Genomic DNA, 22,474 nt, shown 5'->3' with positions numbered 1-22,474 from the left:
CGCCGTCGTTTTCCGAATAAGAAACGACACGGATACTGCGTCAATCCGATGGGAATCGCCGCGGATTATCCGTATCTTCCAGAACAATCCGGAAAACGGATCGGGCCTTTCACGGAATACGCCCGTGCGGCCCGTGTGACGCGGCTGAGCGCGTAACGGACGGCACCGGGATCAATCGCTTTCGGCGCGAACGAATACGCGTCGAATGTGCGCGATCATGCGCACGCAATATGCAGGCGGGATTATATGGAGGATCAGTGGTTTCACGCCAGTCGATTTTCGTGGAAATCGTGGCGGGTTCCGACTCGCGTGATCGCGACGGCCCATGTCCGTCTGGATCAGTTCGTGGCAAACGCAGGCTCTTAAGGAACCGTTGCGGACTTCACTCATTTGACGTTGCCAGACCACCGCACACAGCGTCCTTCCGCAGGAGATACTGATCTAGCCCGGGAAAGCCAATCCGCTGCCGAACGGAGAATCCGTGTCGCAAATAGAACGGAAGATTTCGTACCTCGCCAGTCTCAAGGAATACATTCTTGTCTGGCTCGATATCTTGGAGATATGCCAGCGTAGCCCGTAGGAGCGATGCGCCAATTCCGTGACCCTGCATCAGTGGAGAAACGGCGATGAATTCAATCCGACTGCAGTCGTGACATGAGAGTTTTGACTCTACGACCCTCCGGAGCAAGTCAATTCTGTGCAAGGATCGCTTGCCACAACCAGATGCGATCTGATGCCCTAGTTCTGCAAGGCTGGATGTATTTTCCGTAGTTGAACCCGGCGTAAAATAGCTGACGGCAACCAGTGCATCCCGCACCCATACACCGAGAACGGGAAGCGAAGCGTCGTGATGATATTGCAAGTAGCTTCTGAGGTAATTCGTCCGGCGGGCATCGAATCCCGGGGTTTGAGCAGACAGACACCATGCAAGCGTTGGATCACGCGAGAACGCTGCGTCAATCAACGCGATTGATGACTCAAGAAACTGACGGGATAGCGGCACTACTTTCGATTCGGTGAGATACATGATCGAGTCGGTGAACGTTTCTTGCATCGGGAATACAACGACACGCGAGTTGACATTAGCACGGAGTTGAACGTCACAACATCGACCGTCAACCGCGTTCGATCTACCTCACACGTCCACCGACATGACGTGCTGCGACGGAATGAGTAACGGCGGCGCCGGACACTTGCAAACGCACAGATCATCACTCAGCGCTACGCGGCGACCATCTGGCCCGGTCATCGGAATTCGCGGGCCGATGCATTTGATCTTGCCGATCGTCTTGCATACCGGGCAGAACACATCGTCATCCTCATGCGCGATGTGCCTGCCGTCGAGCGCGAACGGCGTAGCCTTAGCTTGTACCGTTCCGGCCACCGTCGTATGATCGCCGTCGAAAATCATGTATCTCGTCATGATCGTTAGCCGTGTTGTATTGCTCGTCAGGTATCGTGCCCAACTGGCTCTGTTCGATGACAGGCGGTGCTCATGCCTTTCTCGAACTGGCACCGACTTCCTGCTTACCGCGAGGACGAGCCAATAACCAACCTGCGGACCGAAACTCTACTCACGTCAATACCTCTTCAAAGCCTCTTCGAGTCTTTGACGGTATTTCGCAGGCACTCCATCATTACCGGTCAATAGCTCTTCAAGTATCATACGCGCGTCAATTTTCTCGGTATTTACGTTCCCTTCCACCCACCCATCAAACTTCCCATGAGCAGTAAATTTCCGAAAATAGCTAGCTTTAATCCCGAAAGCAACATTTGCAAGGAGCATTGGAATCCCCCAAGCTAACGTCAGCAAAGACGTTTGAGGCGTAATCGCATGCTTGAAAATGTTCCCCCGGTCAACACACGAGTCTAGGTTTCCAAGCGCCTCGATGAGCCAGTGTCGCTGCGGCCTTACACTCGCAACCATAATTCGATCAACAAGAAAATCCTGAAATCGCAAGTCTCTTTTTATAATTTCCGGGCAAATTCTCTCGCTTGCCCGATGAATTGCTCGAACGCTGGACAAGTTCTGTCCCGCAGCCTCGATAAAGCCATTGTCCTGAAGCGCGACGCACACCGTATTCAAGACAAACGAATCGCAAACACCTGAAATATTTTTCCTGACGATCGCTTCAATCTCACCAGTCATTCTTCCCCCGACGTCGAATATGCAACGCTACCCGTTCTGTTTCTCACTCGGCGACCAGTGCCAGTTTGTCGTACCCCAAGAACTGCCTTCGATCACCGGCATGGTTTCGCCCGCTTCGAAATAGCGACGGCTTCCGGCCTTGGCTGGTGTATGCCACCACCCCGCTTCCGGGCATGTACTGCCGCCCCGCACACTTTGGCGGGCCGGTTCGCGATTCACGGGCGGCGGAACGATAGTCGGCGGCTCAGGGATCGGCGGGGCATCGGGCAAGTCAAAACGGGCTACCCACTTCCGCGCGTTCTTCACATCCGCACTCGGCAGATCGGGAATATAGGTATGCAGCGCATCAGGCTTGGGATCGCGGAGTGTCCGCAGGACGCTATTCACGAACACGTACGGCTCAGGCAAACCCTCTTCAGGAGCGCCAAGGCGCGGGAAATCACCCGCACGGATCATCAAGCAAGCATTCGCGCGCTCGACGTGAATATCAGGGCGATCCAGTTTTTCTCGAATCACCGCTTCGCCGCCCAAGCGCTCGATGAACAATTCGCCCAGGATCGTGTACCAACTCACTCCTTTGATGAAACCCCATCGAGCAACCTTAGCACCAGGACGCAGGTAGTCATACTGAGCCGTCATTTCTTCGAGAAAATCGCCCTCATACGAGTTTGCCTCGTAATCTGATTTCTGCAGGTGAGCAGTGCTATCAATATCCAATCCACTGAAACGTTCCGCAAGCGCCCATTCCTGCGGCATGTACCGATTATAATTAAATGCAAGTATCGGCGCTAATCCACCGTAACCAGCACGCACAACGAGTTTCCCGCAGATATATCTCAAAAAATCCTCGTACTGCGCAATTCCTTCACTGGTCGCCATCAAGTTCATTGGTACATTGAACTTCAGATACGACAATCCAGATTCCCTCCCTTTTGCCACGCGCAGCAACCCGTTGGGATGAACATAGTCCTGTGCCAGTGCCGACCCCGTGAGCGTCTTGATGCTATATTCAGCCGCAGTGTCTTGATCCATCGCACTAGACAAAACAACACTCACTTTCAAATGCGGCGGCGAATCGATGATCGCACGGCGAATTTTCTCAATACCCTTGTCGTTCCGCTTCGTAAACTTACCGAGGTCAGTGTCCTTGCCTCCCTTCAGATGCTCACCGAACATTTCGGTGAAGCGGTCGAAGCAGTCGAGGATCGCCTGTCGCACCTCAGGCTGCGAACCACGCTCGAAGAACACCGTACCGATGACACCCGGCAACACACCCATCGAGTTGTCGGCAAGGCGCACGCTCAAATCTTCTTGATAGCGGGAAAGCGCCTGCAACGGCGTCAAGACAGGTTTCGGATCACTCAAAGTCATAATCGGGTCGTCTATTGATCAGTCGGGCATAAATTCAGTCAGTTCGCAGCCAGCGCTGCCACTGCACTCCCACCGCCAAGCACTACGCCAAGCGCCGCAGCAAGGCCCGCGGCAGCTTCCGCGCCAGCCGCGATAATCGCACACAGAGCAGCAAATATCGCAATCAACTCAGGCAACAACAGGATCACGATCGCAACGCCGACCACAATGGCTACCGCTATCGCGGCCCCCTTCAGCATCGTCACGCCGACCTGCGCCCAATCGATATGCGTGAGCACATCCCACGTCATATCGGTCATTTGCACAATTGCCTCCCATCCGGCCTTGAGTTGCGCAGCCGTGTAGCGGAATATTTCGTGCCCTTTCTCGTCAACCCATACCCAAGCGCTATGCGCCTTGTCAGCGACCCACTGACCCGCCGTAAACATCCACGCCGCATGCTGATGCAGGAACGCACTGGTTTCAGCAGACACGAATGAATATCCACGATGAACGGCATCCCAGACAGGGGCGACCGCATGTTCGACCTCTTCGCCGAACTCGTGCGCCTTTTGCCACCAGTCCTCATACCAGACATGGTGCGGGACAGCGGGAACACTGCGGATGGGTACAGTCTGCCGCTCCTTCTCATCATTGGTTTTCGGTGCGGGAACGGGCACGGGCACGGGCTTGGGGATCTTTTGTAGTTCACCGTTGCAATCGGTCACGTCGATCACGGTCATGCGATTCTTGTATTCACCAGCGATCAGCTTATAGGCTTCTTGCTGAGCCTCACCCAAAGAGTCACCCGGAAACTTTACTTCGACAAGCCGCAACAAATTCGGAACATGGCGGCCGCCCTCGCGATCAATCGTCCCACGCCCCGGCCAAAGAATCGCTTCCTTATCAACAATGATTACATCAGGACGTCGTAGCAGACCGACAGTTGCCCCCGGTGGAAATGGATTCAAACTGCGGCGACGTTCCGCCCCGTAGGGGTTCTCGTTACTTAGGAACGGAATAGGAATACCACCGATCATTGCATCTGCCGGTGTCATATCGAAGCTGACTTCGGCCTTGTACCTAAATATCCACTTCCATTTGAACTCTTCCTCGATGATCATCGGCACACTCATCGCGGACTGCATGAGCAACCGGTGAACGATCGATCCATCGCGCAACTTGACGGGAACATATTTCGCCGTTTTCAGTGCTTTCTCGACCTTTTCCTGCAAATATCCCTTGGTTCCCGGCGGCAAATATGCGTACTCAGGTACGCGTTCTTTGATCGTCTCGCACGCGCCTGCCGGTTGAAGTGATCCGCCCATTTTGTTCTCCAAGTATCGTCGGCACTCACGTGCGCTCGTCAGGGTCACCCTTCAGGTAATCGGCCCAAATATCAGGCTCTCCACCACCTGCATACTTCCACGGCTCGACATCCTGCTTTTCTTGCTCGAACGCCTTGAGGCTCACACTCTGTGCACTCGGCGTAAAAACCGGCACTGTCTCGCCTAGATCGTTCGTATGGCCGAGCACGGTTCGTCCCGATGGCAGTTTCATTTCGTAGGCGTGTCGAATCATCGGCGTGCCGTCGTTCTCGCTTTTGAGGACGTAATGCGCCTGATACGACGGTTTGAACTGCGGCATCGCGTACGACTCACTGACCGGCCCCGCGAAGCTGAATGACGCGCCCTTGAAGTCAACATTGCCCGGTGCGTGTATCGAGACGTTGCCGCCTTTGATGCGGATCGTCGCACCGCCGCAGTACAGGACTAGCTCTTGATCGGCTGCGATTTCCATCCGGCCGGCCACCGACAACAGTTTCACAAGCTGCTGCGCGATCATTTCAAGATCGCCGTCCCGCGCCTGTATTTCGACCTTGCCCTTGCCCGCCACGGCTTTGATGCCTTGATTACGCGCAAACAGGCTCAGGTGATCAATCGCAGCCGCATGCATCGATCCGCCCGCCGCGAAATATGAATCCTGGCCGCTGATCCAGTTCGCCTGTTGGTCGGCACTCGCGTGTAGCGACTGATGCGTGGACAGGCCGATACCGGCCGGACTGCCGAGCAGCAACAGCGGCTCAGCGAAGGAGTTGGCGTTACCCGTGCCACCGCCTGCCGTCCGACCTCCGGATGATTCGCCGGATGCCGCTTGCTTCGTTGCGTCGGTGAACGTCGTCAGCGCATCGACACCGAGTTTCAGGCTCTCGGCCTGATGCTGTTCACTTGCGTCCGAAATACTGCCGAGCAGGTCTTTTGAGCGTGTAAGCTGTTCACGCGCTTCGTCGACATCGAGTTGATCACTGTCACGCGACACGGGATGGGCGCTGATCGACACGCCCCGGCTGCCGCGCACAGATGCGTAATGGTCGGCGTGCAACAGCAATCCCGAACCGAGATATCGCCCGCGCGTGTTTCCGCTCTGCTGAATCAAATATCCCTGCGCGATCGATGCGTAGCTGCTGCCCGTGTAACTAACGAGCCGCGTACCGCCTTGGTTCGTGGCGTCGTCGTGGACGAACGCGTTAAACGCGCCCGTGCCACCGAACCCTTGCGACTGGAATCCCGACAGCAGCACATTCGAATGCCACGGAGAAGGTGTCGTGCCGCCGTTGACGCGCCCCAAAATGAACGGCTTGTCGCAATCGTTTGCCCAGTAGGCGATTAAAACCCATTCACCGGCCCGTGGCACGTGCACCGAGCCGTAGCCGTTGCCCGTATCGGCCTGCATGGTCGATAGCAGCGGCGACGACGCGAATGTGCCGTCTGGATTTTTGCGATCCCATGCGAAATGCACACGTACCTGGTTCCGCTCGTTCGTCCACGCTTCCGATCCTTGCTGCGTCACGACGATCGCATGCTCGATGGTCATGTTCGGCTTGGAATGCGCGAGCGGGCTGCGATATTCGACACTCGCCTCTTGTGCCTCAACCTCGATGACGAAAAACCCGGCCGTCCCGTCCTGCGGGTGCTCTGGTGTCTTGAAGCGCGTCCCATGTGCTGCCTGCTGCTCGGCCAGCGTTGCGCGCAGACTGCGCGGATATTCCGTCGCCTGTCGACCAATCGACACGTTGTTTTCGATGAACCAACGCACCTCAATGACGAGGAATTCCCGCTTCTTGGGATCGCTTTCGGGGTGACGCGGATGATTGTCCAACGTGAATCGCGATCCGGCATCGAGCCATCGCAGACCGCCGACTCCGAAATAGCGACGCGCACGCGAATCCCACTCTTCAACACGACGACGGGCACGGCCTTCGCCGCTGTCTGAATCCGGATAGCCGTACGCCGTCGGCTGATAAATCGTCATCGGTGCAGCAGGGATGCTGCGCGATTCCGACTGCCGCCCGCCGTCCATTACATATGTCGTGGATTGCAGGGCACTTTCCGTCTGGAAATGGGATGTCGGGCGCTTATAGTCGAACGCACGCGACATATAACTCAGGCTCTGCATGGTCTGCATGACCGCCCACTGAGTGAACCCGTCCGCCTCGTGATCACTGTTCCCGCGATAATATTCGGCCGGTTTTGCTTCCGGCATCGACGATACGCGGTCCACGATAACAAGCGTTGTTTTCGGCGGCTCGCCTTCCTTCGTCGGTTCGTGGACCCAACGAAGATACATGCCCTCATCTTCGAGAAGGCGGTACACGAAATGAAGATCGGATTCGCTCTGACGGCACCATGAGCGCACCGCAGGTTCGCGCGTCAGGTCGAACCGGAACCGCCCCTGCAACTGCGAATAGCGGTTGAACACGTCGGAAATGATTTCACGCGCGTCCTTTTCGAGCCAGCCTTCATCGTTGCGGGTCTTGCTCAGGAAAATCAGCGCGGATGAAAATTCAAGCTGGTATGTTGAAACGCTACCGTCCCCGCCCAAATATCCAACCTGATGCACGAAACCGTGCACGGGTCGATAAACCGAATCTGCGTATAGCGCCGTACGCTGTTGAATCCACAGGGTGACGGGCTGATGCATCAGCGACAGCAGCGCCGTATCGTCGCGCAGTGACGCAACGTCGATTGTCCAATGGTAGTCACCGCCCACCCCGGACGATCCACGCGCCCGCAACGGGGTCAACGCGTTCTTGCCGAGTGGTGTATCCAGCATCAACAGCCGGTCGTGCTGCAACAACCCGCGATGAACGGCCTCGTACAGGTCGCGATTCTTCAGGTCCCTGGGCGCGGGTCGTCTAAGCGCCATTTTTTGTCGTCCTTCTCTCAGGTTCGCTACCGTCAGCGGAACAACGCAAAGACAGTCAGCCGGCAGCGACGTCAGGTCGCTCGGGCACGATTGTAGTTAAAGACTGAGGAATATTTGCCGACTCGACACGCACTTACGCAGGGCCGCCGGAAGCGGCGCGCGCATGCATGCGTCACTCGACCTTGTCGGGCGGCATCGCCAATTGTTACCAAGCGTGCCAAAGGAGGTAGGGACTCCGTCCCTAAGGGATGGCATAACAATGGAGCCGGATCGATTTCCAGCGCTATCGCGATTCGTTCGACATGGTCGACCGATACGTTTCTTTTAACCTGATGGATAGAGGTCCGATCCAGCCCGGCGGCGAAACCAAACTCTTCTTGAGATAGCGCCCTTGCAACCCGCTGAACGCGAATGTCGTATGCCAATACATCTCGCAACCAGACGAGTTTGGCTTTCGGATTGGAACCTCTGAGCGCCGCAGGTCAGCTTACCGCCCACCCGAAATTGGGCACGCTTTCTTCGTCACGAACAGCCCCTCTGGGCGTCACTTCGACAGCGTTGCGCGCACCGTATATTCGCCTTCGATCGCCCCGTGTTCCGGCCGCACGAAATAACGCGACGCGTCGAGATCGGCCGGCATCGGCTCGACCGGGTAGCCGTGCTTTTCCCACGCATCGAGGCCGCCCTTCAGCGCCCGGATGTTGTGGATCATCTTCTTGCGCTGCATCTTCGCGATCAGGCGCTTCGCGGTGGCTTCGTTCGGACACACGCAATAGACGACGATCGGCCGTTTCAGCAATTCGGGGTCGAGCAGGTCCGGCGAATCGAGATCGACCGGCACCGCGCCGGCGATCCGGTACGGTTCGCGCTCGCGAATCGCCTTCGGCCGCGCGTCGAAAATCAGCGGCGGCTCGTCCGACGTCATCATCTCGACGAGCTGCGGCGGCGAGATGCGCACCTGTGCGAGATAACGGCGGAACTGCACGCGACGCACCCAGCGGTACAGCAGGAACGTGATGAAGATCGCGAGGAACGCGTCGAGGATCGTGCCGCCGCTCGCGCGCACCCACAGCACGAACTGGACGATCTGGTCGTGAATGGCCGCGCCGCCGACCAGCCAGAACGCGGCCCACAGCGACGCGCCGGCCAGATCCCAGAACAGGAACACGCCGACACCGATCGCGGTCGTGCCGAGCAGCGGCGCCGACACGAGGCCGAGGCCCGGCAGGAACTTGGACAGCACGAGCAGCGGCGCGCCGTATCTTTCGAATACGTTACGCGCGAAACGCAGCGTGGTGTCGAGCGACAGCGAGAAGCGCACGAGGCCGTTCAGCAGGCGCCGGCCGCGCGTGCGGCCCATGAAGAACCACAGCGAATCGGCCAGCATCGTCGCGCCGATCGCCGCCGCGAACATGCTGACCCAGGATGCCTGCCCCATTGCCGCCATCGTGCCGCCGAGAATCAGCATCGGCACGGCCGGCACCGGCACGCCGAGCTGCGTGATCAACACGCTCGCAAACACGGCCCACGGGCCGAGCGACGATGGAATAGCGATGGGAAAGTGCCACACGGCGGCGCTCCTGGAAGACATGCGGCCGCGCGACGAGGGCCGTCGGACCGGCTGGGCAGCGGCCGCCGCGGCACGTCCGCAGCCAACCAGTGCATGACGGGCATTCTAAACGGGTTTGGCCGCGATCGCGCGGAACCCGCGCCTGCGGCGCGGGCTTCGGGAGGTTGCCGGCACCGCCGTCGCGCTCACGCGTCCGGGCGCTGCGCAAGCTGCGCGACGTATTCCGCGTAGTCGGGAAACGCGGCGGCCAGCGCGGCTGCGTCGGCCAGTTCGAATTCCGCGAACTCGAAACCCGGCGCCACCGTGCAGCCGACGAGCGCGACGTGCTCCGGCGCCGCGCAGCGCGCGCCGAACCAGCTCCCGGCCCGCACGACCGCCTGGAACACGGTGCCCGGATGCGTGAGCGGGTTGCCCAGCCGGTGGATCGTCAAGCCGTCGCGCTCGTCGAGCACCCATACCTCGATCGGATCGCCCGCATAGAAATGCCAGACTTCGTCGGAACGGATCCGATGCCACGACGAGTAAGCGCCGTCGCACAACAGGTAGTAGATCGCCGTCGACGCGGCGCGCGGCGCGCCGTCGGCAGGTCGCACGACCGAATCGGTCGCACGGTAGGTTTCGCGGAAATAGCCGCCCTCGGGGTGCGGCTGCAGGTCGAACTGGCGAATCAGGTCGGTAGCGGAAATCGGCATGGCGGATGACGTCGGTTAGGTAAGGAACCGGACACCCGGCGCACCGGATCGCTTCGCCCGTCGCGAACGCGACCGCATGCCGCCGGATGCCGCTGGGTCGAACGCCGCGTCCATGCGCGCGGCGAACAAGCGGACACCGGCCGATGCTGCCAGAACTGCGTATCGGGATGCAACCATGCCCACGCGACTGCGCCCATGGAGCCCATCGGGTGTACCGCCCTCGCCCGGCCTGTGGCCGGCGCGGCAGAAACGGCAGCCGCGTTCACACGCCGAGCGTCGGCCGGCGCGTCGTGCATTTCCGTTTCATCAGGCCGTCATCCGGCGAATCCGCGCGACCGCCGCCGCCCATGCGTCAGCGCCGCGCCCGCGGACGTCACGCAGCCGACGGCGCGCCGGGCTCGCTGTGCCGCACCAGCAGCACGGGCCGGTCGGCCGCGCGCAGCAGCGATTCGGCAACGCTGCCGAGCAGCAGCCTGCGCAGGCCGTGCCGCCCGCTCGTGCCCATCACGATCAGGTCGGCATCGGTTTCGGCCGCCGTGCGCATCAGCACGGTGGCGACATCCTCGCCGTAGGCGTCGAGCGCGCGCACGGTGCCCGGCACATGCTCCTGGGCGAGCACCGCTTTCGCAGCGTCGAGCACCGGCGTCGCGGCATCGGTCGCGGCCGCATCGCCATCGCGCTCGGCCGCGAAACCCGCATCGACGTCGACGAGCTGCGGCCGGTGCTCGACGACATACGCGCAGGTGACTTCGCCGCCTGACGCTGCCGCGATCCGGATCGCCTCGTTCAGCGCGAGACGCGCGCTCGGGCTGCCGTCGAGCCCGACGAAAATCCGCTTGTACATGGTCCGTCCCTCCGACCGGGCACGCCTCGCGCGTTGCGCGACAGCGGCCCGTTATCGCCACCCGGCCCGGTGCCGGGTGGCCTGCCGAACAGTCTGCCCCACGTGCCGACGCGCCCGTTGATGCGCGTCAAGTGCGGCCGGCGCGCCCGCTGCTTCACGCCGGTTGCCGCAAATTCTAGTGACCCCATTACAAAAAACGTGTAAATCGCGCACAATTTCATCTTGAAAATAGACGTTGCGTGCACCCGGTGCGAGTTTTGCCCGGTTTTGCTGCGCTGCCCTCGTGCCACGGGGCGGCCCCCGACAACAGAATGGCCATCGAATGACCGCCAGTGGAACCCCGACGCGTGACGCCCGAGGGCCCACGCGCCTCCAGATCATGTTACGCCAGCCGCTCGCGGCCGGCGTCGTTGCGCTGTGCGCCGGCGCGGCGCTGTCGCTCGGCGTCGCGCTGCTCGTGCGCGAGCAGTGGCAAGGCGCCGTCCATACGCGTTTCGAACGCCGCACGTCGCACGTGACGGCCATGCTCCGCCACGAGCTGCAGTCCGGCGTCGCCGTGCTCGAAGGCGCGCGCGGCGCGTTCAGCCTCGTCCCGGACATGACGCCCGAGCAGTGGCGCCGGTACGCGGACACGCTCGACCTCGACAGCGGCCGCTCGCCGGTTCGCCAGATCGGCTATGCGCCGCTGCCGCCCGCGACCCGCACCGCGCTCGCCGGCACGAACCCGATGCCGGCCGGCACGCTCGCGACTGCGGTGCTCAGCGCGCCCGCGTCGAATTCGCCCGTCGTGCGCTTCGGCGCATCCGACGCGGCACCGCTCGCGCGCGCGCTGCAGACCGGCGACATCGCGCTCGGCGTCCACCCGGCCGACGACGACACATCCCGCGACGCCCGCACCTTCACGCTGTTCGTGCCGGTCGCCGCGTCGCCGCACGCGGCCGCCCCGCTGTCCGGCACGCGCGACACCGCCGCCGACGGGGTGCTGTTCGCGGCGTTGAGCCCGCGTCGCCTGATCGAGCGCGCGCTCGACGCGGAACGCGGAATCGACGTGTCGATGACCGCCGGCGGCGACCGGCGTGCGATCGTCAGCGTCGAAACGACGACCGACGAGGCGTCGGCATCGCCCGACCTGATGCGGCGCACCGACGAGCTGAGCTTCGGCGGCACCGTGCTGACGCTCGCCTATTCCGCGGACGGCCGCCCGAGCGCAACCGGCGCGCAACGCGCGGCCGGCACCGTGCTCGCTGCCGGGCTGATCGCGTCAATCGCGTTCGCGATGCTCGTCCATGCACTGCTGCGCCGCACCGGTGCCGCCGATTCCGGTGCGAGCAGCCGCGGCATCCTCAACGAGGCGCGGATGATGGGCATCATCCGTTCGTCGATGGAAGCGATCATCACGATCGACGAGAAGCAGACGGTCGTGATCTTCAATCCGATGGCCGAGCAGGTGTTCGGCGTGTCCGCGATGGAAGCGATCGGCGCGCCGCTGTCGCGCTTCATCCCCGAGCGGTTCCGCGCCGCGCACGCGAAGCACGTCGACCAGTTCGGCGTGACGGGCGTGTCCGAACGTCAGATGGGCCGCCAGCGGGTGCTGTTCGGGCTGCGCGCCAACGGCGAGGAGTTCCCGATCGAGGCGTCGATCTCGCAGATCCGCGACGCGTCCGGCAAGCTCTACACGGTGATGCTGCGCGACATCACCGAGCGGCAGCGCGCGGAGAATGCGCTGAAGCTGTCGCGCGAGGAATTGCGCGAACTGTCGGCGAACCTGCAGAACGTGCGCGAAGAGGAAAAGACCCGCATCGCGCGCGAACTGCATGACGACCTCGGCCAGCAGCTCACCGCGCTGAAGATGGATCTGTCGGTGGTCGAACAGCAACTGCGCGTGCCCGGCCGTGCGCTGCCCGACGAGGGCGTGCTGTCGCACCTGCAGGGCATGCGGCGGCTGATCGACGCGACGGTCGCGTCGGTGCGGCGCATCGCGGCCGACCTGCGGCCCGTGATGCTCGACGATCTCGGCCTCGTGCCGGCGATCGAATGGCTCGCGAACGATTTCACGAACCGCTACGGGATCGACGTCGAGCGGCACATCGAAACGGGCGGCCTCACGTTCACCAGCACGGGCGCGACCACGTTGTTCCGGATCGTCCAGGAAGCGTTGACGAACGTCGCGCGCCATGCGGATGCGACGCGCGTCGCGCTGCGGCTCGACGTGGAGGAAGGCTACTGCGTGTTGCGCGTCGCGGACAACGGCCGCGGCTCGGCACCCGGCGGCCCGGCCCACGAAGACAAATCGTTCGGCCTGATCGGCATTCGCGAACGCGCCCACATGCTGGGCGGCACCGTGACGATCGACACCGCGCTCGCGCGCGGTTTCTCGATCACCGTCGCACTCCCGCTCAGCACCGTACAACAGGAAACGCTCATCACATGATCAAGGTGCTCATCGCCGACGACCATACGCTCGTACGCGACGGTCTGCGGCACATCCTCCAGAACGCCACCGGGTTCGAAGTGGCCGGCGAAGCCTGCGACGGCCCGTCGACGATCGCGCTCGTGCGCGCCACGCCCGCCCAGGTGCTCGTGCTCGACCTGTCGATGCCGGGCCGCAACGGCGTCGAGCTGATCAAGCAGATCAAGGACGAGAAGCCCGCGCTGCGCGTACTCGTGCTGACCATGCACGCGGAGCAGCAGTACGCGGTGCGCGCGTTCCGCGCCGGCGCGTCGGGGTATCTGACGAAGGAAAGCGCGAGCGCCGAGCTGGTCGGCGCGGTCACGAAGGTGGCGTCGGGCGGCGTCTACGTGAGCCTCGCGATGGCCGAGCAGTTCGCGCAGAGCCTGAACGAGCCGGCCGAGACGTTGCCGCACCAGCGGCTGTCCGATCGCGAATTCGACGTGTTCCGGCGGATCGCGGCGGGCCAGACGCTGACCGAGATCGCCAACGCGCTGTGCGTGAGCGCGAAGACGGTCAGCACGTACAAGACACGGATCCTGGAAAAGATGCAGATGCCGCACGAAGCGGCGCTGGTGCGCTACGCGATGCGGCACAAGCTGCTCGACGAAACGGACGACGTCTAGCGATGTCTGGCCGCGGATGGCGTGCGCCGTGCGCCCGGCCGTGGGCGGCTCACCACGCCTACTTCGCGGGCACCGGGCACGCGAGATCACCTTCCTCGCACGACAGATAACCCTTCAGCGTTTCGGTTCGCGCTTTCGTCAGATCGTCGAGGCAGGTCGACACGACCATCGGATACGCGCTGCCGCCCTCGGCGTTCACGCTGGAGAAGCTGCATTCGGCATCGCGGTATGCGATCCACGCACGCTGCGCGTTCACGAGCTTGTCGGCAAGCGGCCGCGCATCGCGCAGGCGCGCGGTGACGGCCTGGTAGATCCGGTTCAGTTCCCCGTCGGATTTCCTGTACGCGCGATCGGCGCATGCCGTCATCGCCGCCTGGTCCGTCGCGTCGGCACAATTCGCCTGTGCATGGGCGACGTTCGCCGCCAGCGCCAGTGCGCACAGCAGGCCGGTCAAGACACGCATGGATGCTCCTTGTTGTTCGTTGAAGTCGTGGAACCCGGTGCCGGGCCTGTCGTGCTGTCGCGCATCGGCCGCCATGCGGCGGCGATACCGATCGCGATGCTAGCGCACGCGCGCCGGCTTGTCAGCCGGCATCGCAGCGCCCGCGACGGCTTGCATATCGTCCCCGCGCACCTACACTGGAAAATCGATACGCCGCTTCAGGCCCGCGCTATCGCATCCATCCCGTCTCCGCTTCCGCGCATTCCTCAGCGCATTTCGCGTTCGCATCGCCGAGCGGGGTGGCGACTCGTCAGTCAGGTTCCTCCACCCAGCCCAACGTGCTTTCGCCGTCGCTCCCTGGAGGGAATCATGAGCTATCACCTGGAAGGCCGTCTGCTCGAGGTCTGCAACTGTCGCGTACTCTGCCCGTGCTGGATCGGCGAGGACCCGGATTTCGGCGTCTGCGACACGATCGTCGCATGGCATGTCGACCAGGGCACCGTCGACGGCGTCGACGTGAGCGGCAACACGATCGCCGCCGTGTGTCGTGTGCCGGGCAACATCCTGCAAGGCAACTGGACGGCCGCGATCTACGTCAGCGACACGGCATCCGACGCGCAGGAGCAGGCGCTGCTGAAGGTCTACACCGGCCAGGCCGGCGGCCCGATCGCGGAACTCGCGAAACTGATCGGCACGGTCGTGTCGATCGAACGCGCCCCCATCACGTTCAACGTCGAAGGGGCACGCGGCACACTGTCGATCGGCACCGACTACCACGCGGAACTGGAGCCGTATCTCGGCCCGAGCGGCGCGCAGACGACGCTGACCGACACCGTGTTCTCGACGGTACCCGGCGCGCCCGTGTTCGTCGGCAAGGCGCCGGTCTACCGGTCGAAAAACGCGGCGATCGGCATCGACGTCGATCTGAAGAATCACAACGCGCTGCAGAGCACGTTCCTGTTCGACGCATGAAGCGCGATTGCACGCCCACGGTCATGGCCGCTTCGCTGCATCGGCGCCTGTTTCCGCTCGTGCTAGCGAGTCTCGTCGCGTTCGCGTGGCTCACGCTGTGGGCATGGACGCGCAGCCCGTACGGGCGGTACCTCGACCACGGCGACAGCGCATTGTCCGCACCGTTCAGCGCGCTATGCCGCGCGCTGCCGGGCGGCACGCTGTGGCTGCCGGCCGCGTTCGACGCGGCCGGCTGGACGCTGATGATCCTCGCGATGATGCTGCCGACGACGTTGTCGCTGTTCGATGCGTTCGCCCGGGTCGTCGCGAGCCGCCCCGACCAGACGCGCCTGCTCGCGCTCGTCGGCATCGGCTACGTCGCCACGTGGAGCGGTTTCGGCCTCGTCGCGCACGGCCTGCACGGGCTGGTGCTGGCTGGTGTCGCGCGCGTGCCGGCGCTCGCGTGGCGCGGCTGGCTGATCGGCGCGGCCGTCTTCGCGCTCGCGGGCGCGTTCCAGTTCAGCGGACTGAAGACGCATTGCCTCGATCGTTGCCGCACGCCGTTCAGTTTCGTGATCAGCCGCTGGCGTGGCCGCACGCCGATGCGTCACGCGTTTGCGCTCGGCGTCAGCCACGGGCTCTTCTGCGTCGGCTGCTGCTGGGCGCTGATGCTGCTGATGTTCATCGTCGGCACCGGCAGTCTCGGCTGGATGCTGGCGCTCGCCGCGTTGATGGCACTCGAGAAGAATGCAGCCTGGGGGCAGGCGCTCACCGCGCCGCTTGGCACCGCGTTGTTCGGCGCGGCCGTGCTGATCGTTGCCAGCCACGCGTGAGGCCCGCGATGCGACCGCTTGCCACCACGTTCGCGCTGCATGTCCGGCCGGGCATGCGCGTCGCCGCGCTGACGTCGATCGCGATGCTCGCGTTCGCGTCGAATTCGCTGCTGTGCCGGCTCGCGCTGCAGGCCGGACGGATCGACGCGGCCAGCTTCGGCAGCCTGCGTCTCGTATCCGGCGCGCTGATGCTCGCGATCGTCGCGCGCGCGGGTGCGCGGCGGCCCGCCCCGCCCGCGGACTGGCCCGCCGCGGCGATGCTGTTCGTGTACGTCGCGTGCTTCTCGTTTGCGTACCTGACCGTCAGCGCGGCCACCGGCGCGCTGATCCTGTTCGGCGCGGTGCAGCTGACGATGTTTGCGGCGGGATGGCACGCCGGCGAACGGTTTGCCGCGACCGGCTGGGCGGGGTTCGGCGCGGCGCTCGGCGGACTGGTGTATCTCGTGTCACCGGGGCTCGCCGCGCCGACGCCGCGCGGCGCCGCGCTGATGACGGCCGCGGGCATCGCATGGGGAATCTATTCGATACGCGGCCGTCGGCCCGTCGATCCGGTCGCGGCGACCGCCGGCAATTTCCTGCGCGCCGCGCCGCTGGCGCTCGCGCTGAGCGCCTCGCTCGCCGCCCGCTTCCACGTCACGCCGGCCGGGGTCGTACTCGCCGTGCTTTCCGGCGCGCTGACCTCGGGCCTCGGCTACGTGCTCTGGTATGCCGCGCTGCGGCACCTCACGGCGATGCGCGCCGCGGCGGTTCAGCTCTCCGTTCCCCCCATCGCTGCGTGCGGCGCCGTGCTGTTCCTGTCGGAACAGCCGACCTGGCGGCTCGCGCTCGCATCGGTCGCGATCCTCGGCGGTGTCGCGGCCGTCCTCGCGACACGCGCGCGCCAGGCGGGCAGCAGCCGCTGATGCGCATCGGGCGCAACGCGCTCGCGCCCGCCCCGACGATTCAGGCAGCCCAAATGCAAAACCCGCACACGGACACCGTGCACGGGTTTCGGAAGAGACGGCAAGCGCCGGGCGCCCTTGCGGGCGCTGCCGGGCTTAGTGGCCGAAGAACACCGACGAACGGTCGGTGGCGGCCGGCACCAGCACACGCTGACCCGACTGCGACGTCCCGACAGGGTTCGAGCCGTAGCCCGTTGCGTCGGCTTGCGCGCCGGTGTTCTGCGCGGCAGCGATCTTTGCCTGCGCGGCCTGGATGTTTTCCGGGTAGTTGATCCAGTCGTTCGGGTTGTAGCCGGCCTTTTCGAGCTGGACCAGCTCGGCGCGCACTTGCGCGCGCGTCAGCGGCTGCTGGCTCTGGGCGAACGAAACGACCGGTGCGGCCACCAGGGCGGCCAGTGCAACTGCCTTGATCAGCGATTTCATGATGCATTACCTCCAGGATTGTTTTGTCAGGCGCTTCGGACTCGGGGTCGTTGCGCATGAGTAGAAGTCTAGGAGGCGGCTCTATCAGGGTAAATACTTAAATCGCGAATTCACTGTTGACGGAAAACATACAATCGTCGCGGAATTCACTGAATCGTCAGACGATTATCGGCGTTCGCGCACCGAATGCCGCGATACGGTGCCCGGCGCGCCCCGCCGGGCATCAGCGCCCCGACGACGCCATCAGCCGGTCGAACAGCAGCGCCTTGAGGCGAATCAGGTCGTCGGCGCGGGTCTCGCCGAACGCCGCATGATGCAGCGTCAGCGCGGGCGCCGCCGGGTCGGCATGGACGGCCCGCACCGTGCCGTCGAGCGCCAGCAGCTCGACCCGGCCGCCCGCCCCGTACGGCAGCAGCACGCGCAAGGGCTCGCCGATGGCGGCAATCGGCCGGTCGACGGCAATCGACAGCCCGCTCACGCTGATGTCGTGCACCATCCCGATGCCTTCCGCGCCCTCCGCTCCGCCTGCGCAGCAGGCGGCGATCCGCACCGGCACGCGCGGCTCCGCGCGCGTGCGCAGGCGGTCGACGAAACCCGGCGGCGACAGGACCAGGAACCGCGCGCCGCCCGCCCCCTGCACCGACTCCACCGTCGCACCGAAACGCGACACCGCGGCACGGCCGATGGCCACCGCCTCGATGTCGTCGCCACTCGTGAAGTCGAACGCTGCCGCCGGCTGCGGCTCGACGAACAGCGCACCCGATGCGGCAATGCCGATCAGCCGGTAGCGCTGCAGCCCGCGGGTCGTGCCGACCCGGCGACGGATGCCGATCGCGGCGCCCGCCGACAACCCCATTCGCGTGGCGTGCGGCACCGCGTCGGGCGCGCGCGGCGCGGTTTCGGTTTCGGCTTCGGTGTCGTCGCGCCGGCGTACCGGCCGGAAATGGTCGAACAGGAATGCATGCTGCGCGGCATCGCGCAGCGTCGTGCCCGCCGGCAGCAGCGCGGCGCCGTCGGCATCGTAGAGATCGAAGGCGAGCGGGACACCGGCGGCGAGATCGTCGCGCGCGAGCGCGACGTAGTCGGAAAATAGCCTCATCGGAGAGGCGCGGAGCGACCGCGCGATCTGTCATGACACCATGATTACGGCAGCCGCGCGCGAAATCTGAACGGCTCCGTTACTGCGAAGCGCCGCTCGCGTCGGGAGCGGCCGGCACGGGCGGCTGGGCCGGTGCAGCCGAAGGGGCGGCGGCCGGTGCGGTACCGAGGCCCGAGCTGCCCCCGCCTGGCGTGCTCGCCCCCGCTGGCGGCTGAGCAGGCTGCGGTTGCGACGCGCCGGCCGACAGTGCGGCAGCCGACGCGGCCACTTCCGACGCCGGCACCCATTCCTCGACGATGCCACCCGATGCCGCCTCCGGCGCGGAGGCGGCCGAGGCGGCCGATTCCGTGCCGGTGTCAGCCTCGGGCGCGCGCTCCACCCGCTGCGTCCTGGCCGGCGCGGGCGTCTTCTCAGGCTTGGGCGGGAACCACGTGTCGAACAGGTCCGTCACGCGCTCGCGCAACGACGCGAACCAGCCAGGCGACGGCTCGGTATCGAATTTCGCCTTCGTGTCGACGATCCGGGCGCGCTGCGCACGCTGGAAGAAATCGCCGACGATCGGCAGCGCGCTGTGCGCCCCCTGCCCCCAGTAATCGCTGCGCAACGTCACGCGGCCGTCGTCGAAACCGACCCACGCGCCGGCAACGAGGCCGGGCTGCATCAGGATGAACCAGCCGTCCGCGTTGTCCTGCGTCGTGCCCGTCTTGCCGGCCACGTCGCCGCGAATCCCGAAGCGCGTGCGGATGCTGCCGCCCGTGCCGCGCGTCACGACGTCGCGCATCACGCTGAGCAGCGTCTTGTCGGTTTCGGCGTCGAGCGCGCGCTCCGGCGGCGCCGGCGCGTATTCGGCGAGCACGTCGCCCTGGCGGTTCTCGATGCGCGTCACCATCTGCGGCTCGACATACAGCCCGCCGTTCGCGACCGTCGCGTACGACGCGACCATCTCCTTCAGCGTGACCGGGCTCGTGCCGAGCGCGAGCGACGGCACGCGTTCGAGCGGGCTTTCCCGCACGCCCATGTCGCGCGCGAGCCTGGCGACGGAGGCCGGCCCGACCTTCTCCATCACCTGCGCGGTGATCCGGTTGCGCGACAGCGCGACCGCGTCGCGCAGCGTCATCGGCTTGCCCGTCGGCGGCACGTCGTCGTTCGGCCGCCAGATCTCGCCGCCCTTCAACGGGATCTCGACCGGCTGGTCGATGAACGTGTCGTCCGGCTTCATCCCGTTCGCGAACGCGACGCCATAGACGAACGGCTTGAACGTCGAGCCCGGCTGGCGCCGCGCCTGCGCGACGTGGTCGAACGGCTCGCTGGTGAAGTCGCGGCTGCCGACCCACGCGCGGATCTGCCCGTTGCGCGGGTCGATCGCGAGGAAGCCGGCCTGCACGTCGGTCTTGGTCTTGCACAGCGCACGCATGAAACCGCGATCGGCCGCGAGCAGCTTCATCGCGGCCGCGTCGTCCTTGCCGGCGTCCTGCGCGGCCTTGTACTCGGGCGACTCGCGCATGAAGGTGCGGAAGACCTCGTTGTCGGTGCCGCAGCCGTCGCGGCCGCTCCACGCGTTGTTCGCGATGCCCTGCAACTGGTTGCCCTGCAGCGTGAGCGCCTGCGTCGCCATCTGCTGCAACCGCGAGTCGATCGTCGTGCGCACGATCAGCCCGTCCGCGTAGATGTTGTAGTCGTTGCGGTCGGCCCACGCGATCAGCCATTTGCGGAGTTGCTGCGCGAAATGCGGCGCCGGCCCGGGCGCCTCCTTCTGGCGCTCGAAATCGATCCGCAATGGCCGGCGCTGCAATTGCGCGAACTGCGCGGGCGACAGCTTGCCGTACTTCACCATCTGGCCGAGCACCGTATTGCGCCGCTGCAGCGCGCGCTCGGGGTTCAGCACCGGGTTGTAGTAGCTGTTGCCCTTCAGCATCCCGACGAGCGTCGCGCTGTCGAGCACGTCCAGCTCGTCGGCGGACTTGTCGAAATAGGTGCGCGCGGCCATCTCGACGCCGTACGCGTTGTACAGGAACGGCACCGTGTTCAGGTAGGTCTCGAGGATCTGGTCCTTGCTGTAGACGGCCTCGATCTTCAGCGCGGTGATCGCCTCCTTCACCTTGCGCGTGAGCGTCGGCGCGCGGCCGATTTCGTCCGGATAAAGGTTGCGCGCGAGCTGCTGCGTGATCGTCGAGCCGCCCTGGCGGCTGCCCGAGAACGTATGGAGCGCGGCCGATGCCGTGCGCTTCCAGTCGAGGCCGTGGTGCTCGTAGAAGCGGTGATCCTCGGTCGCGATCAGCGCATCGACCATGTGCGGCGAGATCTGCCTGAGCGGCACCCATTCCCGGTTCGACGGCTTGAATTCGGCCAGCAGCTTGCCGTCGGCGGACAGCACCTGCGCGGGCTGGTCGACACGCGCCTTGCGGATGTCGCCGATGCCCGGCGTAAACGGGATGAGCACGACCACGTACGCCACGAACAGCGCCGGCACGGCGGCGCCCGCGAGCAGCACGCCGCGGCGCGTAGGATGACGCAGGTGGTGCCACGCAACGGCGGCGAGAGGCTTGACCCTCGCGACGGCGGCAGCCGCGACGGGTTGGGCGCGCGCGACCCATCTGGCACAGAAGTCACGCACTGACGACACGTTTCGGCGATTCACGCGGGTGGAGCTCGGCTGAAAAGGGTGCATCGTACCAAACTCGCGCGGCCGGCCGAACCGCGACGGCGTCGCGCCCGCCTGCGCGGGCGGCCGGGTGCCGGTTCACACGCAAAAAAGGCGCGCGCTCCCTGACGGGAACGACGCGCCAAGCCTGGTACGACAAACGGGAAGCCGCGCAACGCGCGGCCGATCGGCGCGGCGACTCAGCGCACGAGAAAACCGTAGGTCAGCGGATCGCGCTCGTCGACGATCCAGTTCGCGAACCCGCAGATATGCGCGCTGCCTTCCACTTCCGGAATCACGGCCGGCATCCCGCCGACCGTCGTTTCGCGCAGCACACGCCCCTTGAAGACCGTGCCGACGATCGATTCGTTGACGAGCGTGTCGCCGGCCGCGAGCAGCCCGCGCTGGTAGAGCTGCGCGACCCGGCCGCCGGTGCCGGAGCCTGTCGGCGAGCGGTCGACCTCGCGATCCGCGAACACGCAGCAGTTCGCCTGCGTCGAGCCCGGATGGCGCGGCGCGTTCGCGATGATCGTGCCGTAGATGTGGTTGATTTCCGGAATCTCCGGATGCACGACCGGGTATTTCGCGTTCGCGGCGGCCTTCACTTCCGCGCCGAAGCGGATCAGCCTTTCCACTGCCGCTTCGCGCACCGGCAGGTCGAACGGCGCGCCGTCGACGTAGAAATAGAACGCGCCGCCGTACGCGATGTCGCCGGTCACGGTGCCGAACGACGGCGTCTCGACCGACACGTCGCGCTGCCAGATGAACGACGGCACGTTGACAAATCGCACCGGCCCCGCATGCTCGCCGTCCCACTTCACGAACGCCTCGATGAAGCCGCACGGCGCGTCGATGCCGACCCGCGTTTCCGGCACCGTGCGCTGCACCCAGCCGAGCTCGACGGCGGCGGTCGACAGCGCGATCACGCCGTGCCCGCAATGGTCGCTGTAGCCTTCGTTGTGCACGAAGATCACGCCGAAATCGGCATTCGGCGACACCGGCTCGGTGAGGTAGCCGCCGTACATGTCGGCGTGGCCGCGCGGTTCGAACATCAGCGCGCGGCGGATCTCGTCGGCGTTCTCCTTGAGCCACGCGCGGCGCTGGACGATCGTGTCGCCCGGCAGTCTCGGCAGCCCGCTCGTGACGATGCGGAACGCTTCGCCGCCCGTATGCACTTCGACGGTGGAAAGGGATCGGGAAATTTTCATGGTCGATCGGATGCGTGGAAACGAAGGACGGCGGTCGCGCCGCCGTCCGG

At 64.6% G+C, this 22,474-nt stretch carries 19 protein-coding genes; 5 read left to right on the top strand and 14 right to left on the bottom strand.

What is annotated here, in order from left to right:
- Nucleotides 1–382: 382 nt before the first annotated feature.
- From AB3K92_RS15325 to AB3K92_RS15285, 9 genes are all read right to left on the bottom strand, one after another.
- Nucleotides 383–1,027 (bottom strand): N-acetyltransferase, encoded by a 645-nt coding sequence (locus AB3K92_RS15325; RefSeq protein ID WP_196489696.1) that lies wholly within the window; start codon nucleotides 1,025–1,027, stop codon nucleotides 383–385.
- Nucleotides 1,028–1,135: 108 nt separating this feature from the next.
- Nucleotides 1,136–1,423 (bottom strand): PAAR domain-containing protein, encoded by a 288-nt coding sequence (locus tag AB3K92_RS15320; protein ID WP_048023022.1) that lies wholly within the window; start codon nucleotides 1,421–1,423, stop codon nucleotides 1,136–1,138.
- A 156-nt stretch (nucleotides 1,424–1,579) separates the two neighbouring features.
- Nucleotides 1,580–2,149: a hypothetical protein gene (locus AB3K92_RS15315; RefSeq protein ID WP_369465361.1), complete on the bottom strand. Its 570-nt coding sequence runs from the start codon at nucleotides 2,147–2,149 to the stop codon at nucleotides 1,580–1,582.
- A 27-nt stretch (nucleotides 2,150–2,176) separates the two neighbouring features.
- Nucleotides 2,177–3,520: a type VI immunity family protein gene (locus AB3K92_RS15310; RefSeq protein WP_369465360.1), complete on the bottom strand. Its 1,344-nt coding sequence runs from the start codon at nucleotides 3,518–3,520 to the stop codon at nucleotides 2,177–2,179.
- 38 nt (nucleotides 3,521–3,558) lie between these two features.
- Entirely contained in the window at nucleotides 3,559–4,827 is a 1,269-nt protein-coding gene (locus tag AB3K92_RS15305) for a VRR-NUC domain-containing protein (protein WP_369465359.1), read from the bottom strand.
- A gap of 25 nt (nucleotides 4,828–4,852) precedes the next feature.
- Complete coding sequence (locus AB3K92_RS15300; protein WP_369465358.1) at nucleotides 4,853–7,705, bottom strand: type VI secretion system Vgr family protein; 2,853 nt, start codon at nucleotides 7,703–7,705, stop codon at nucleotides 4,853–4,855.
- A gap of 544 nt (nucleotides 7,706–8,249) precedes the next feature.
- Entirely contained in the window at nucleotides 8,250–9,275 is a 1,026-nt protein-coding gene (locus tag AB3K92_RS15295) for a DedA family protein/thiosulfate sulfurtransferase GlpE (RefSeq protein WP_060055743.1), read from the bottom strand.
- Between the two features lie 185 nt (nucleotides 9,276–9,460).
- Nucleotides 9,461–9,967: a cupin domain-containing protein gene (locus AB3K92_RS15290; protein ID WP_048023031.1), complete on the bottom strand. Its 507-nt coding sequence runs from the start codon at nucleotides 9,965–9,967 to the stop codon at nucleotides 9,461–9,463.
- A gap of 373 nt (nucleotides 9,968–10,340) precedes the next feature.
- Nucleotides 10,341–10,811, bottom strand: coding sequence for a universal stress protein (locus AB3K92_RS15285; protein WP_021159153.1), 471 nt, complete (start codon nucleotides 10,809–10,811; stop codon nucleotides 10,341–10,343).
- 322 nt (nucleotides 10,812–11,133) lie between these two features.
- Between AB3K92_RS15285 and AB3K92_RS15280 the strand changes: the two genes are divergently transcribed.
- Both AB3K92_RS15280 and AB3K92_RS15275 read left to right on the top strand, forming a co-directional pair.
- Complete coding sequence (locus AB3K92_RS15280; RefSeq protein WP_369465357.1) at nucleotides 11,134–13,242, top strand: PAS domain S-box protein; 2,109 nt, start codon at nucleotides 11,134–11,136, stop codon at nucleotides 13,240–13,242.
- Nucleotides 13,239–13,886, top strand: coding sequence for a response regulator transcription factor (locus AB3K92_RS15275; protein ID WP_006483707.1), 648 nt, complete (start codon nucleotides 13,239–13,241; stop codon nucleotides 13,884–13,886). The genes AB3K92_RS15280 and AB3K92_RS15275 overlap by 4 nt, the downstream gene beginning before the upstream one ends.
- Nucleotides 13,887–13,944: 58 nt before the next feature.
- Here AB3K92_RS15275 and AB3K92_RS15270 read toward each other — a convergent pair whose 3' ends face one another.
- Entirely contained in the window at nucleotides 13,945–14,349 is a 405-nt protein-coding gene (locus tag AB3K92_RS15270; protein ID WP_369465356.1) for a lysozyme inhibitor LprI family protein, read from the bottom strand.
- 348 nt (nucleotides 14,350–14,697) lie between these two features.
- Here AB3K92_RS15270 and AB3K92_RS15265 point away from each other — a divergent pair, with 348 nt between their 5' ends.
- Genes AB3K92_RS15265 through AB3K92_RS15255 form a run of 3 tightly spaced genes read left to right on the top strand, consistent with a single transcriptional unit; the run spans nucleotide 14,698 to nucleotide 17,014 of the window.
- On the top strand, nucleotides 14,698–15,300 hold the full coding sequence (locus AB3K92_RS15265; protein ID WP_048023034.1) for a DUF1326 domain-containing protein: 603 nt from the start codon (nucleotides 14,698–14,700) through the stop codon (nucleotides 15,298–15,300).
- A gap of 23 nt (nucleotides 15,301–15,323) precedes the next feature.
- A complete protein-coding gene (locus AB3K92_RS15260) occupies nucleotides 15,324–16,112 on the top strand; it encodes a DUF2182 domain-containing protein (RefSeq protein WP_369465355.1) in 789 nt (262 codons plus the stop codon).
- An 8-nt stretch (nucleotides 16,113–16,120) separates the two neighbouring features.
- The gene (locus tag AB3K92_RS15255; protein ID WP_369465354.1) at nucleotides 16,121–17,014 is read left to right on the top strand and encodes a DMT family transporter; all 894 of its coding nucleotides are present in this window, start codon (nucleotides 16,121–16,123) and stop codon (nucleotides 17,012–17,014) included.
- 135 nt (nucleotides 17,015–17,149) lie between these two features.
- Here the strand turns inward: AB3K92_RS15255 and AB3K92_RS15250 are convergent, their stop codons facing one another.
- From AB3K92_RS15250 to lhpH, 4 genes are all read right to left on the bottom strand, one after another.
- Complete coding sequence (locus AB3K92_RS15250) at nucleotides 17,150–17,476, bottom strand: DUF4148 domain-containing protein (protein ID WP_021159159.1); 327 nt, start codon at nucleotides 17,474–17,476, stop codon at nucleotides 17,150–17,152.
- 223 nt (nucleotides 17,477–17,699) lie between these two features.
- The gene (locus AB3K92_RS15245; RefSeq protein ID WP_369465353.1) at nucleotides 17,700–18,575 is read right to left on the bottom strand and encodes a PilZ domain-containing protein; all 876 of its coding nucleotides are present in this window, start codon (nucleotides 18,573–18,575) and stop codon (nucleotides 17,700–17,702) included.
- A 79-nt stretch (nucleotides 18,576–18,654) separates the two neighbouring features.
- On the bottom strand, nucleotides 18,655–21,243 hold the full coding sequence (locus tag AB3K92_RS15240; RefSeq protein ID WP_369465352.1) for a penicillin-binding protein 1A: 2,589 nt from the start codon (nucleotides 21,241–21,243) through the stop codon (nucleotides 18,655–18,657).
- A gap of 173 nt (nucleotides 21,244–21,416) precedes the next feature.
- Entirely contained in the window at nucleotides 21,417–22,424 is a 1,008-nt protein-coding gene (lhpH, locus tag AB3K92_RS15235; protein ID WP_021159162.1) for a trans-3-hydroxy-L-proline dehydratase, read from the bottom strand.
- Nucleotides 22,425–22,474: the final 50 nt, after the last annotated feature.

The sequence above is a fragment of the Burkholderia sp. Bmkn7 genome, assembly GCF_041103175.1.
Taxonomy (GTDB): Bacteria; Pseudomonadota; Gammaproteobacteria; order Burkholderiales; family Burkholderiaceae; genus Burkholderia; species Burkholderia cepacia.
This window is presented reverse-complemented; position numbering and strand designations above follow the sequence as displayed.